This window comes from Kocuria marina, from assembly GCF_000786655.1.
In the GTDB taxonomy this organism is placed as follows: Bacteria; Actinomycetota; Actinomycetes; order Actinomycetales; family Micrococcaceae; genus Kocuria; species Kocuria marina_A.
In genome coordinates this window covers 146,913-160,730 of record NZ_JROM01000045.1, presented here as the reverse complement: position 1 = coordinate 160,730, position 13,818 = coordinate 146,913, and the positions used below count along the sequence as shown (strand labels likewise).

Below are 13,818 nucleotides of genomic sequence, written 5' to 3'. Positions count from 1 at the left end.
CCGGGGTGGGAGGGGATGAGCGGGGGAGCGGGATGAAGGAGCGCCTACCGGCGGACTCGGGGCCACCACCGGACCCGGACTTGCCGGTTCAGTTCTCGGGGCGCCCTGCTCGGATCGTCCCAGCCGGTACCGGGCGGAGTGCGTTGTGGGTGTCGGGGGTCGGTCATAGGCTCACGGGCATGGCCGAGTACGAGGTCACCGAGCTGTTCCCCGTCCCCCGCGAGCCCGCCGTGCTCGCGCCCGGGGCCGTGCACGTTCCCGATTGGCTGCCCGTCGCCCGGCAGCGCGATCTCGTGGCCGCGTGCCGTGACTGGGTGCGCTCGGCCCCCATGCGTCACCAGGTGATGCCGGGCGGCGGTCGGATGTCCGTGCAGTCGGTCATGCTCGGCGCGAATCGGACCCCCTACCGCTACGGCGCCACCGGGGGAGCGGAGGTAGCGGCCCTGCCGGACTGGCTCGTGGACCTGGGTGCGCGGGCCGTGGCGGACGCGTACGGGATGGTGGACGCGGGGGATGTGGGCGTCCCCGAAGTCGAGGACGTCGTGCGCGGTTTCGTGCCCGACTCCGCGCTGGTCAACTACTACGACGGCGCCGCGCACATGGGGATGCACCAGGACAAGGACGAGTTCTCGGCCGCGCCCATCGTGTCCCTGTCCCTGGGGGACACGTGCGTGTTCCGCTTCGGCAACACCGAGACCCGCACGGCTCCGTACCGGGACGTGGAACTGCGCTCGGGGGACCTGTTCGTGTTCGGCGGACCCTCCCGGTACGCGTTCCACGGCGTGCCCAAAGTGTTCCCCGGGACGGGTGGTATGCACCTGGGGTTGAAGAACGGGGGCCGGCTGAACATCACACTGCGCATGACGGGTGGGCAGCGGCGAGCGCTGACGGGCTGAGAGTGACCCCGCCTGCCAGCACATGAGGGCCGGCGCCCTGCTCGGACGCGAGGACTGAAGCCCCTGCCGGCACATGAGGGTTGGGGCCCCGCAGAGACTCGAAGGCCGAGGCCCTGCCGGCCCCGGAGGGCCTTGCGCCCCGCTCGGACTCGGGGCCGCGACGGGTGCGATGACACACTGGGGTCATGCAGAACGAGACCCTGGACCCACGCCCCACGGACGTGCAGGTGGAGCGTTACCGCACCCTGGCCGCCGATCACGCGGTGGGGGTGGGCGTGGTGTGCTCGCGCTACCGGGGCAAGGACCACGCGATCACCGTCACGGCGTTCGCGGACGTCTCCTACGACCCGCCCACCATGCTCGTGTGCCTGTACGACATGGGGCGGATGTGCGAGGCCGTGGAGAGCACCGGGTCCTGGACCCTGTCGTTGCTGAACGCGGATCAGCGCTCCGTGGCGAATTGGCTCGCGAGTCCCGGCAACCCCGTGGACGGACTGCTGGACACCGTCCCGTTCCACCGCACCGAGCGCACGGGGACACCCGTGATCGACGGGTGCCTGAGCTGGTTCGAGCTGGACACCGTGTCCACCCACACCGCGGCAACCCACCTGGTGGTCGTGGGGCGTGTCACGGCCATGGGCCGAGGGGTGGACGCGGGTGCCGCGGACCGTCCTCTGATCCACTTCGCGAGGGAGTACAAGAGCATCGGGTGATCCCGGCCGCGGGTGGGCGTACGGTGAGAAGTGGGGGATCGCTCGCCGCACGGGGCGCAGCGGTGGTGTCCCCCAATGTGACGTCTCATTGCGCCGTGTGGCCCAGAATGTGGACTACGAAACCATGTGTTGGACATGAGATGCCTGGCAGGATTTAGCCTGTCCGGATAACGGCGGCCGGACCGCCGATCCGGGAACACAGCCGTGTGAGAGGACCCACCATGCCGGACCGCGTCAGCCAGAACACCTCAGCAGATCCCGAGACCCCCGACCCCGATCAGGGGTTGGACGGTGTCCCGGCATCCGGGGGTGAGGCCGAACGGGTCGCCGCGCACGCCGTGGACCTCGTGGCGCCCACGGAGGCGCTGCACAGTGATCCGCGCCTGACGGAAGGGTTCAAGTCCGCGTTCGGCCAGCACCCCGCGGGCATCGCGATCATCACGGTCGCCGGGCCGGAAGGTCCCGTGGGCCTCACGGCGTCCTCCGTCTCCTCCATCTCCGCCGACCCCCCGATCCTCGGTTTCTCGCTGCAGGCCAAGCGCGGTTCGGCGGCCGTGGTGGCCACGGCCGATTCCTTCGTGGTGCACTTCCTGGATTCGGACAACGTGGAACTCGCACGTTCCTTCGCCATTTCGGGTGCACCCCGTTTCGGGGACGACATGGAGTGGACCACGCTGCCCACAGGCGAGCCCCGCTTGCTCGGGGTGCGCCGCGTGCTGCGGGCCATCCCGCTCGCCCGGATCAAGGCCGGGCCGGCGCTCGTGTTCAACGCCGCCGTCGTGGAGGTCCTGGGCGAGGAGGGCTCGGGCAGCCCGCTCGTGTACCACCAGCGGCAGTTCCACGGCCTCAGCAACAGCTCGGTGCTGGACCTGCACCTCTGACGGGCGGACATTCGCCGTACCGCGTGTGACGCTGTTCACCCAAAGTTTTCTCCGGAAGAGGTTGACGCATCACGAATCGGGTCGTAAATTAGTTTCCGAAGCAACCAATTGGGCCGCTCGACGACGGCCCGCCCGATGCCAAGGAAGAACGAATGACCACGCTCGAAGGTATGACCCCCGGAACCTGGACCCTGGACCCCGCCCACACGGAGGTCGCGTTCTCCGTCCGCCACGCCGGTATCTCCAAGGTGCGCGGTGTGTTCAGCGACGTCTCCGGTGAACTCAACGTGGCCGAGGACACCTCGCAGTGCAACGGCCAGGTGGTTGTGGGGATGAACTCCGTGGACACCAAGAACGAGACCCGCGACAACCACGTGCGCTCGGCCGAGTTCTTCGACGTGGAGAACCACCCGCAGATGACCTACAAGATCACCGGCCTGGAACTCAACGACGGTGAGGGCACCGTGACCGGCGAGCTCACCCTGCGTGGTGTGACCAAGCCCGTGAAACTGGACGCCGAGTTCAACGGCGTGGCCGTGGACGCCTTCGGCACCACTCGCGCGGGCTTCACCGCCTCCACCTCGATCTCCCGCAAGGAGTTCAACGTGACCTGGAACGCCGCCCTCGAGGCCGGCGGGGTCATGGTCTCCGACAAGGTGCGCATCGACCTGGACGTGGAGTTCACCGCTCCGGAGTCCGCCAACTGAGCGACCCGCATCCGAGCATCTCGCGACCGAGCGACCCGCTCCCCGCGTGAACAGTGCCCCACCGGTTGTCCGACCGGTGGGGCACTGGCGTTGCGCGGGGCAGGAGCGCGGCTAGCGCAACGACTGCACGATGAAGTAGATCAACGGCACGAGCACGAGTCCCACGAGCGCGATGCGCCGCACCCGCACCTCCATGCGCGCGGGGTTGATCCGGTGCCCCTCACGGCGGGGTTCGTTCGCGCCACGGCGCGACGACGCCTCGGACAGGGGCCCCGGAGCGCCGTCGTTGTCCGGGAGGTTCCGGTCGGAGGGCCCGGCGTCCCGCCCGTCATCGGGTGACGGGGTGCGAGGGGAAGTGTTCACAAGGCCTCCTGCGGGGCGCGAGTGCGGATCGGTGGCAGGGTCAACGCCATCTGGTGGTCATGATGAGCCCCGCCAGCATGAACCCGAGCCCGATCACCAGATTCCACACGCTGATCCCGGGGATGGGCACCATGCCCTGGAACAGGTAGTAGGTGATGATCCACAGCAGCCCCAGGATCATCAACCCGATCATGACCACCTTGTACCACAGCGGCGTGGGCTGGTAGTCGGTGGACCGGCGCTCGCGCTTCTCCGCCTTGGCGGCCTTCGCCGCACGACGTCGCTCGTCCCGCTGCAGCTTCTTGCGCGCCGCGGGCGTCTCCGCGTCCTCGCTCGTATCGGACGTGCCGACGCCCGGCTCGTCGGTGGGCCCGGCCTCGCCGGATGCGTCCGCTCCGGACGTACCGGCCCGGGCCCCCTTCATGCCGGATTCGTCGGCCACGGCGGTCCCGGAAGCGGACACGGATGCCGCGGCCGCCCGCTTCTTCCCCGCCCGGCCTTTACCGCCGGACGCCGTCTTCCCGGCGGGCGCAGCCGTGTCACCGGACGCATCCCCGGTACCGGGCGCAGCGGCGTCGTCAGCGAGACCGTGGTCGGTCGCCGCATCCTTGGTCGAGACGGCCGAGGACCCGGACTTACGCGCGGCAGAACGCTCGAAGGACGCGGCGGCGCTGTTGCGGGGGAGGATCTCCGCCGCGAGGGCGGCGAGTTCGCGGTCCCGTTCCGTGAGGGCGAAGTCCTGTGTGTCGTCCTGCGACTTACGGGATCGACCGAAGCGCTTCTTGGGCTCAGACACTGGCGTTCTTTCCTCCTGCTGCGTGGGCACCACGTCCGGGCGTGGCCCGGGGGTGGGTTCGCGGCCGTGACGGCCCGCGGGTGCGGCGGGGACCGGTTCCTGCCGCGAGATCGGCGTTCAGTCTATCCGCCCGCGCGGGCGTAGACTGGCGCGAGTTCTGTCAATTGGTGAACGCGCAGGAGTTCTTGAGTGTCTGTGAAGATTCTCGTCGTGGATAACTACGACAGCTTTGTCTACACCTTGGTGGGGTATCTGCAGCAATTGGGGGCCCAGACCACCGTGGTGCGCAACGACGACCTGGACGTCGCCGCCGCCACTGCTCTCGCCGGTGAGCACCAGGGTGTCCTGCTGTCCCCCGGCCCCGGTGCCCCCGCGGACGCCGGCGTGTGCGCGGACCTGATCCGCTGGGCGGAGCACACGAAGACCCCGTTGCTCGGCGTGTGCCTGGGCCACCAGGCGCTCGGTGAGGTCTACGGCGCTCGCGTGGGCCACGCCCAACAGCTCATGCACGGCAAGACGTCCCAGTTGGTGCACCACGGGGACAGCGTCTTCGCCTCGGTCCCGTCCCCGTTCACCGCGACCCGGTACCACTCGCTCGCCGTGGCCGCGGACACCGTCCCGGACTGCCTCGAGGTCACCGCGACCACCGAGGACGGGCAGGTGGTCATGGGTCTCAAGCACCGCTCCGCCCCGCTGCACGGTGTGCAGTTCCACCCCGAGTCCGTGCTCACGGAGGGTGGCTACCTCATGCTCGGCAACTGGCTCGAGGAAGTGGGCCAGCACGGTGCCGCCGCGGCGGCCGCGGGGTTGTCCCCGCTCATGACCGCCTGAGAACCAGTTCGGTCAGAGGCAGCTGAGCCGCGCACTCCGGCGGAGTGAGGTCCGTCGAAGCAGGGCCCCGCACAGTAAGGTCCGGCCGACCTCAGCCGTCACCCCCGCGTGATGCGGTGGGGCGACCCGTGGGCTGGGGCTGCGTGGGTTCGGGCGCGGCGTCCGTGGGTTCGGCGGGAGTCGTGGGTTCCGCCGTGGGCTCGTCGTCGTCCGTCGGGGACGGGGTGGGGCTCGGCGTGGGCGTCACCTTCCGGGCCACGGTGAGCGTGATCGTGGACCCCTGGCTCACGGAGGACCCCGCGGGAGCGGACTGCCGCAGCACCGTGCCGGTCTCGGCGTCCTCGGTCTCGCGGACCTCCACGTCGTAGTTGAGCCGCACGTCGTCCGCCCGCAAGGCCTGTTCGGCCTCCGCGCGGCTGCGGCCGACGACGTCCGGGACCGTGACCTTGCCCGTGGACACCTGCAGTTTGACCGCGCTGTCCCGGGCCACCGAGGCGCCCTGTCCCGGATCGGTCGAGAGCACCACGTTGTGCGGGACCGTGGCGCTGTTGGCTGTGCTGACCGGGCCCGCCGTGAGACCGGCCTGCTGCAGGGACTGACGGGCGTAGTCCAGGGACTGACCCACGAGATCGTTGGGTACCGTCACGTTCTCGGGACCCTCCGAGACCACGACGGCCACCGAGGACCCCTGGTCCACCTGGGTCCCGGCGGCGGGGCTCATGCTGATCACGTGCTTGTCCGGCACGCTGTCACTGTGCTGCGTGGTGAACGTGGGGTTCAGCCCGGCGTCCCGCAGCGTGTTCTCCGCCGTGGTGCTGTCCATCCCCGTGACCTGGGGGACGCTCACCTGCGCGACCTGTTCGACCTGCTGGTCCTGCCACCACCGCACACCCAGCACGGCCCCGCCGCCCAGCAGCGCGAGCACGAGTAGCAGCACCACGGGCATCACCCACGAACGCCTGGAGCGGCGTCGCTCGTACGGCGCGGGGGAGGCGGCGGCCGCGCCGTCGTCCGCGGCGTCGTCGTCGAACCGGCCGTACTGCGCGGATACGGTGGGCTCGGCGTCCTCGCTGCGCCCCGCGGCGGTCACGGCGGCGGCCGGGGCACCGGCACCCACCGCGGGCAGGGTCTTGGTGTGAGAGTCGGCGGTGTGGGTGACGTCGATGGGCTGGGTCGCCCCGAGGTTGCCGGGCAGTTGCCCGCCGAGTTCCCGCAGCGCCCGGCGCATCTGCCCGGCATCCACGAACCGGTCCCGGGGGTCCTTGGCCAGGGCACGCTCCATGAACCGGTCCACGGCGGGCGGCAACTGCGGGTTCAACGCCGACGGCGCGGGCGGCGCGTCCCGCACGTGCTGCGCGGCGATCGCCACGGAGGATTCCCCCACGAACGGCGCGCGCCCGGTCAGCAACTCGAAGAGCACGCACGCGGCGGAGTACAGGTCCGAGCGGGGATCCACCGCGGCGCCGCGGGCCTGTTCGGGGGAGAGGTACTGGGCCGTGCCGAGCACCGCCTGGGACTGCGTGAGCGCGGCCTGCGTGTCCTCCACGGCGCGCGCGATCCCGAAGTCCATGACCTTGACGCTGCCGTCCGGGGTGACCTTCACGTTGGCGGGTTTGATGTCCCGGTGCACGATCCCCGCGCGGTGGCTGAAGGACAGGGCGTCCATGATGCCGAGCATGTACTCGATGGCCTGTTCCGGGGTGACCCCCGGCCCGTGCATGAGTTCCCGGAGCGTGCGCCCGGGGACGTATTCCATGACGATGTAGGGGCGCAGGACACCGTCCGGGCCCTGGGGGCGGATCTCACCGGTGTCGTAGATGGCCACGATCGAGTGGTGGTTGAGGGACGCCACGGCGTGGGCCTCGCGCTGGAACCGCTCGTGGAACGTCTCGTCCGCGGCCAGCTCCGGGCGCAGGATCTTGATCGCCACGCGACGGCCCAGGCGCACGTCCTGTCCCACGTGCACCGTGGCCATGCCTCCGCGGCCGATGACCTCACCGACCTCGTACCGGTCGTTGATCAGATCCGGAAGTCCCGACGTCCCCATGCGTGTCAGCCGCCCGTGCCGCTACCGGGAGCACTCGGAGCGGCGAGCGCTCCGCGCCCGCTGCCCTGCACGGGGTCGTCCTGCCCCGATCCCGCCTCGGTGCGCGCACCCTGGTCCGCGGTACCTCGGTTCGCGGTGCCCTGGGCGCCGGCGTCCGCCTGGGTGTTCGTTCCGTTCTCCCCGGCCTGTCCGGTACCGGTTGTGGCCCCGGTGCCGGCGCCGCCGTTGTCCGCACCGGTACCGTCACCGGCATCGTCGCCGCCATTGGTGGGGGCGGGCTGGGCGGTCTGCTGCGGTGCCGGGGTGTTCTGGTTCTGCTCGGGCTGTTGCTGCGGTGACTGCGTGGCACCGGTGCCCCCGGTCCCGGCGCCCGGGGTCGGCTGTGCACCCGGGGTCCACGCGACGTACATCACCACGGTGGAACCGACCTCCACCCGGGACCCGGCCGCGGGTTCCACGGAGACCACGGTGTTCTCCGCCTGACCCGTGCCCTGCTGCAGCCGCTTGTCCACGTTCACGCCCATGGCGGTGATCTCGGAGGCGACCTGGTCCGCGTCGCGGCCCACCATGTTCGCGGGCAACACCACGGTGTTCTCGGTGGGGCTCACGGTGGAGGACGTCACGGTGCCCGGTGCGGGGGAGCCGGAATCGTCCCGCGAGGAGAGGAAGTACACCCCGGCCACGGCCAGGGCCACGAGCAGTGCGAGCAGCGGTAACAACCACGCCCACACGGACGTCTTGCGCCGCTCGCCCTGCGGGGTGGAACCGCGCTGTGAGCTCGGTGGCTGGTTCACGGCGTCGAACTGCGCGGTGGAGGGGTGGGCACTGTACTTGGGGTCCGGTTGGGCCGCGGCCGCGGCCGAACCGGTCACTCCCGCGGCGGCCGTCCCGGACATGGGCCGGGTGCTCGGTCCCGAGACCGGTGCGATGGCCTCGGTGGGTTGCTCGTCGGAGAAGTCCTGGGACAGGAACGGTTGCATCCCCGGGACCATCGTGACCGCGGCCTTGACGTCCCCGCGGCGCAGCGCATCCACGGCGTTGGCGAGCTTGCCCGCGTTCTCCGGGCGTTCCTCCGGGTCCTTGGCAAGCATGGACATGATGAGCGCGCGCACCGGTTCCGGGATGGAGTCCGGCAGCGCGGGCGGGTTGTCATTGACCTGGGCCAGGGCGATCGCGATCTGCGATTCCCCTGTGAAGGGGCGCCGGCCGGCGAGCAGCTCGTAGCCGATGATCCCCAGGGAGTAGATGTCCGAGGAGCCCGTGGCGGTCTGGCCGGTGGCCTGCTCGGGGGCCAGGTACTGGGCCGTGCCCATGACCTGGCCGGTGGCCGTGAGCGGCACCTGGTCCGCGAGCCGGGCGATACCGAAGTCGGTGACCTTGACCCGGTTGTCCGGGGTGATGATGAGGTTGCCGGGCTTCACGTCCCGGTGCACGAGCCCTTGCGCGTGCGCGGCGGCCAGGGCGCGGGAGGTCTGGCCGATGTAGTTCAGGACCGTGTCCGGGTCCAGCGACTTCTGCCGGTCGATGATGTTGGACAGCGGTTCGCCGGGCACGAGTTCCATGACCAGGAACGCGGAGCCCTCGTCCTCGCCGTAGTCGAAGACGTTGGCCACACCGGGGTGGTTGAGCAGGGCGGTGTGGCGGGCCTCCGCCCGGAACCGCTGCAGGAACGTGGGATCCCCGTTGTACTCGTCCTTGAGGATCTTCACCGCGACGATCCGACCCAGGACCTGATCCTTGGCCTTCCACACCTCGCCCATGCCGCCGATGGCAATTCGTTCCGTCAGGGCGTAACGACCGCCCAGGATGGTGTTCGACGATGGTCTCACTTGTTCAACACCGCCTCGAAGAGTTGCCGTGCACTGGGGCTGGTCAGGGAAGACCCTGTGGTGACGTCCACGTCCTCGACCACCACGGCCACCGCCAACTGGGGGTCGTTGGCGGGCGCGAATCCAGTGAACCACGAATCGTTCAATCCGTCCCTGCCGATCTCCGCCGTGCCGGTCTTCCCGGCCACCTGCACGCCGGGCACGGCCGCGCCGGACGCGATGCCGTTGCTGACCACGGAGGTCATCAGGTCCTTGACGGTGCGCGCGGTCTCCGCGTCCGTGGAGCGGCGCAGCTGCTCGGCCTGGAACTGGTCGATCACGGACAGGTCCGAGGAGCGCACGGTCTTGATGAGGCTGGGACGCATCATCACGCCGTCGTTGGCGATCGCCGCGGAGGCCATGGCCACCTGCAGCGGGGTGGTGCGGACGTCGTACTGCCCGATCGAGGACAGGGCGAGCTGGGCCTGGTTCATGTCCTCGGGGAACACGGACGGGGTGACCTGCAGCGGGATGTCCAGGTTCTGGCCGTAGCCGAAGTTCTGCGCGGTCTGGCGGATCTTGTCCTGGCCCAGGTCCATGGCGATGTGCGCGAACGGGGTGTTGCAGGACTGCTCGAGCGCGAATCGCAGGTCCACCTGCGAGCGCGCGGCACACCCGCCCTGGCGGTAGTTGGGCAGGCTCACGGTCGTGTCCGGCAGCGGGAGCTCGTTGGGGTTCGGCAGCGTGGTGTCGGTCGTGTACTTCCCGGACTCCAGGGCGGCCACGGTGTCGATGATCTTGAACGTGGAACCGGGGGAGTACAGGTCCCCGCTGATCGCGCGGTTCACGAGCGGCTTGTCCGGGTCCGCGTTCAGGGACTGGGCGGCGGCGACCACCTGGTTCGTGTCGTGCGAGGACAAGGCGTTCGCGTCGTAGCTCTTGCGGGAGACCATGGCCTTGATCTCGCCGGTCTTGGGGTCCACGGCCACGATGGAGCCGTTGTGACCCTCCAGGGCGTTGTACGCGATGCGCTGCAGCTCGGGGTCCAGGGTCAGCTCCACCGAGGCGCCCTTGGGCTGGTCCCCGGAGAACAGGGACACCACGCGGTCGTAGAACTGGTCGTCGGACGCACCCGAGAGCTGGTCACCCATGGCGGATTCGAGTCCCGTGGCCCCGTAGACCAGGGAGAAGTACCCGGTGAGGTTCGCGTACAGGGGGGAGTCCGAGTAGACGCGCTGGTGCGCGAAGTCGCCGTCCGCGGGCGCGGAGCGGGCGATCTCCTTCCCGCCCACGAGGATCGAGCCGCGGTCCCGGCCGAACTGTTCGTACAGCGTGCGGTTGTTCCACGGGTTGGCCTGGAGGGCGTTGGCCGCGAAGAACTGCACGTACGTCAGTGTCAGCAGCAGCACCACCATGATGGCCACGGCCATGAGCCACATGCGCCGGATCGCCTTGTTCACCGGGTCCCCCCTTCTTGATCGTGCGCGTTGCCGCCGGATGCGCCGCGTTCACCGGACGACGCCGCCGCGTCACCCCCGGCGCGGTCGCTCCGGGAGGCGCGCGTGGCGCCGTGGCCGGCGGAACCACTCGAGCGATGCGTGATCCGCGAGATCACCTCGGTCGCGGACGCCGCTTCCCCGGGGCCCGGGGACGCCGCGGCGTCGTGGGACACGGACGTGGTCCGCGACAGCGACGGGGTGGGCTCCGTGGCCGGTTCCCGGCCCGGGGCGGCGTCGGTGCCGTCGGTGCGGGTGCGCTCGTTGTCGCGGCGTTCCTCGCGGGCGCGGCGGCGGCGCTCGAAGGTCGCGAGGTCCTCGTCCGTGGCGGGACCGGTGACCACGGGGCGCCGCGCGCTGTGGGAGATGGCCAGCAGGATCGCCACGATGATCCAGTTGGACAGCAGGGACGACCCACCGGCGGACATGAACGGGGTGGTCAGACCGGTCAGCGGCAGCAACCGCGTAACACCGCCGATCACCACGAGCAACTGCAGCACCATGAGCGAGGACAGCCCCGCGGCCAACAGCTTGCCGAACGCGTCACGGGTACCCAGGGCCGCGCGCAACCCGCGGGTCGCGAAGAGCAGGAACATCACCAGGATGGCGCCGAGCCCGATCAGCCCGAGCTCCTCCCCGAACGCCGTGATGATCATGTCCGAATTGGAATAGGAGACCAGGTCCGGGCGCCCCTGCCCCAGGCCCTGACCGAACAACCCGCCGGAGGCCAGGCCGAACAGCCCCTGCACGATCTGCGCCGAGCCACCGGGGGAGCGGTTGTAGACGTCCGGGTTGAAGGCGTCCAGCCACGCGTCCAGGCGCAGGGCCACGTGGGAGAACATGCGGCTCGCGGCGAAACCTCCCACGGCCATGAGCAGCACGCCCAGCACGATCCAGCCCAGGCGTCCCGTGGCCAGGTAGACCATGGCGAGGAACAGGCCGAAGAACATGATGGCGGTACCCATGTCCTTCTGCAGCACCAGCACGCCGATCGCGATCGCCCACGCCGCGAGCATGGGGGCGATGTCCCGGAACCGGGGCAGGCGCACGGGGCCGATCTTGCGCCCGGCCAGCAGGATCAGGTCCCGGTTGGTCGAGAGGTAGCCCGCGAAGAAGATGGCCAGCGTGATCTTGGCGATCTCACCGGGCTGGAACGTGCGTCCGGCCACCGAGATCCACAGTCGGGCGCCGTTGATCTCCACACCGAGGCCCGGGATCATGGGCAGCAGCAGGAGCACGGCGGAGAGCAGCAACATGATGTACGTGACGTTGCGCAGCCGCCGGTGGTCCTTGAGCAACCACAGCACCACGCAGCACGCGAGCATGGCCACGCCGGTCCACACCACCTGGGTGTTCGCGGCACTCTGGTTGGTGGACAAATCGATGCGGTGGATCATGGCCAGCCCCAGCCCGTTGAGGGCCACGGCGAGCGGGAGCAGGTAGGGGTCCGCGTAGCGCGCCCTGATCCACAGCACCACGTGCACCAGCAGGGCACCCACGCCCAGCACGGTGCCGCTCATGATGATGTGGCGGGGATCCGCCTGGGCGCGTTCGGGATCCACCAGGATGTTAGCGCCCACGCCGATCGCCAGCGCCACGAGCAGCAACAGCAACTCGGTGATCCGCCGCGGCTTGGGGCGCACGGGAGCCTCCGTGCCGCGCTCGGGCGCGGCGTTCACGGTCGAACTCATCGGTTCTCACCCCCGGGGGTCCCCGAGGCGCCGGGGGACGTGCGCGGGGTGGCCGAGCCACTCGGCGACGCGCTCGCGGACGGGTTCGGTGTGGGGGTCGTGACCGTCACCCGGCCCGTGGGGCGGGGCTCTGGTCCGCGCGAGGACTCCAGGTCCGCGACGATCTGTTCGGCTTCCTCGCGGCTGCCCGCGGGGATCGTGGCGCGCACGCGGTCCTGCGCGTACTGGGACAGGGAGTCCACGGGGATCTCGGTGGTCGCGCTCAACTCGCTCAGCGAAATGGGACCCAGGGACTGCGAGACCCCCTGGAACACGGCCACGTGGCCCCGGTCCTCGCCCACGTAGTACTGGGACGAGGTCCACGCGCGCGCACCCCACCCGCCGAGCAGCAGCGCGAGGGCGAGCACGACGACGCCCACGATCCACGCCGCACGACGGCGCTTGGTCCCGCGTGCGGGATCGTCACCCTTGCGGCGCAGCAGGCTGCGCACCTCGGCGGGATCGGTGGTCACGTCCAACGTGGAGGTCGCGAGCATCGTGGCGCGGCGCTGGATCGCGGAGTCCGAGACGGTGGGGATGCGCCCAGTCTGGGTCGCGTTCGCCGCGGCACCCACGAGCAGGTGGGGGCGCTCGGCCAGGTCCCGGCGCAGCACGGAGGCCGAGGACTGGGTGGGCTGCGATGGGGTGTGAGGGTAGCCGGGTTCGCGGTAGTCGGTGCCGCCGCCGGCCACGGGGGAGTCCATGGGCCCGTCCCAGTGCTCCACCTCGGACTCGCTCATGAGTTGCTCGTCCGACGTGCGGGACTGATCCGGCACGGCCCCCTGGCTCTCCCCGGTCATGGGGTGGGCCTCGCTGCCCTGGGGGATCTCGTCCACCTGCACCACGACCACGGTCACGTTGTCCGGGGCCCCGCGGTCCAGGGTCAGTTCCACGAGGGAGTTCACGATCTGGTTCAGGTCCCCCGTGGAGCGCATCACGTTCTCGATGGTCTGCGCGTTCACCACCGCGTTGAGACCGTCGGAGCACAGCAACCAGCGCTCACCCACGGCCGGGCGCACGGTGCGCACCTCGAGTTCGGGGGAGGCGTCCACGTCACCGAGCACGCGCATGAGCACGTTCTTGTGGGGGTGGGTCTCGGCCTCCTCGGGCTGCAACCGGCCCTCGTCGATCAGCCGCTGGACGAACGTGTGGTCGGTCGTGACCTGCTCGAAACCCTCGGCCTCGGACAACCGGTAGGCGCGGGAGTCCCCGATGTGCGCCACGCAGATCACGTCCCCGTCGATCAGCAGGGACGTGACGGTGGTGCCCATCCCGCCCAACCGCGGATTGGACTGCACGAGTTTCGCGAGGTTCTGGTTGGCGTTCTGGATCTCGTCCGCGAGCACGGTCTCGGCGTCGCCGTCGTACCCGGCGTGGTCCAGGTGGGTCAGGTCGATCACCGCGGAGGCCGAGGCGACGTCACCCCCCACGTGGCCACCCATCCCGTCCGCGACGACGGCCAGGTAGCGGCCGGCGTAGGCGGAGTCGTCGTTCTTGGAACGGACCCGGCCCACGTCGGAGCGAGCGGCATATCGGAAGGCAATGGGCAT

The 13,818-nt window shown here is 70.2% G+C and carries 12 protein-coding genes; 5 read left to right on the top strand and 7 right to left on the bottom strand.

All coding sequences use genetic code 11. The annotated features are described in order from the left end of the window. The first annotated feature begins 179 nt into the window (after nucleotides 1–179). From AS25_RS10700 to AS25_RS10685, 4 genes are all read left to right on the top strand, one after another. Entirely contained in the window at nucleotides 180–896 is a 717-nt protein-coding gene (locus AS25_RS10700) for an alpha-ketoglutarate-dependent dioxygenase AlkB family protein (RefSeq protein WP_035964980.1), read from the top strand. Between the two features lie 185 nt (nucleotides 897–1,081). Further along, nucleotides 1,082–1,609: a flavin reductase family protein gene (locus AS25_RS10695; RefSeq protein WP_035964979.1), complete on the top strand. Its 528-nt coding sequence runs from the start codon at nucleotides 1,082–1,084 to the stop codon at nucleotides 1,607–1,609. Nucleotides 1,610–1,830: 221 nt separating this feature from the next. After that, on the top strand, nucleotides 1,831–2,490 hold the full coding sequence (locus tag AS25_RS10690) for a flavin reductase family protein (RefSeq protein ID WP_172644443.1): 660 nt from the start codon (nucleotides 1,831–1,833) through the stop codon (nucleotides 2,488–2,490). Nucleotides 2,491–2,642: 152 nt separating this feature from the next. Further along, nucleotides 2,643–3,197: a YceI family protein gene (locus AS25_RS10685; protein WP_035964978.1), complete on the top strand. Its 555-nt coding sequence runs from the start codon at nucleotides 2,643–2,645 to the stop codon at nucleotides 3,195–3,197. A gap of 111 nt (nucleotides 3,198–3,308) precedes the next feature. Here AS25_RS10685 and AS25_RS10680 read toward each other — a convergent pair whose 3' ends face one another. Both AS25_RS10680 and AS25_RS14940 read right to left on the bottom strand, forming a co-directional pair. Next, entirely contained in the window at nucleotides 3,309–3,560 is a 252-nt protein-coding gene (locus AS25_RS10680; protein ID WP_035964976.1) for a hypothetical protein, read from the bottom strand. A 40-nt stretch (nucleotides 3,561–3,600) separates the two neighbouring features. After that, nucleotides 3,601–4,356 carry a cell division protein CrgA gene (locus AS25_RS14940; protein WP_172644442.1) on the bottom strand — a complete coding sequence of 252 codons (756 nt, stop codon included), beginning with the start codon at nucleotides 4,354–4,356 and terminating at the stop codon, nucleotides 3,601–3,603. Nucleotides 4,357–4,545: 189 nt separating this feature from the next. Between AS25_RS14940 and AS25_RS10670 the strand changes: the two genes are divergently transcribed. Then, nucleotides 4,546–5,187, top strand: coding sequence for an anthranilate synthase component II (locus AS25_RS10670; protein ID WP_035964973.1), 642 nt, complete (start codon nucleotides 4,546–4,548; stop codon nucleotides 5,185–5,187). A gap of 91 nt (nucleotides 5,188–5,278) precedes the next feature. Here AS25_RS10670 and pknB read toward each other — a convergent pair whose 3' ends face one another. From pknB to AS25_RS10645, 5 genes are read right to left on the bottom strand one after another with little or no spacing between them, the layout of a single operon-like run. After that, the gene (gene pknB, locus AS25_RS10665) at nucleotides 5,279–7,234 is read right to left on the bottom strand and encodes a Stk1 family PASTA domain-containing Ser/Thr kinase (protein WP_052160912.1); all 1,956 of its coding nucleotides are present in this window, start codon (nucleotides 7,232–7,234) and stop codon (nucleotides 5,279–5,281) included. 5 nt (nucleotides 7,235–7,239) lie between these two features. Next, nucleotides 7,240–9,063 (bottom strand): protein kinase domain-containing protein, encoded by a 1,824-nt coding sequence (locus AS25_RS10660; RefSeq protein WP_035964971.1) that lies wholly within the window; start codon nucleotides 9,061–9,063, stop codon nucleotides 7,240–7,242. Further along, complete coding sequence (locus AS25_RS10655; protein ID WP_035964970.1) at nucleotides 9,060–10,502, bottom strand: peptidoglycan D,D-transpeptidase FtsI family protein; 1,443 nt, start codon at nucleotides 10,500–10,502, stop codon at nucleotides 9,060–9,062. The genes AS25_RS10660 and AS25_RS10655 overlap by 4 nt, the downstream gene beginning before the upstream one ends. Then, the gene (locus AS25_RS10650; protein WP_035964968.1) at nucleotides 10,499–12,229 is read right to left on the bottom strand and encodes an FtsW/RodA/SpoVE family cell cycle protein; all 1,731 of its coding nucleotides are present in this window, start codon (nucleotides 12,227–12,229) and stop codon (nucleotides 10,499–10,501) included. The genes AS25_RS10655 and AS25_RS10650 overlap by 4 nt, the downstream gene beginning before the upstream one ends. Beyond that, a complete protein-coding gene (locus AS25_RS10645) occupies nucleotides 12,226–13,818 on the bottom strand; it encodes a PP2C family protein-serine/threonine phosphatase (protein WP_035964967.1) in 1,593 nt (530 codons plus the stop codon). The genes AS25_RS10650 and AS25_RS10645 overlap by 4 nt, the downstream gene beginning before the upstream one ends.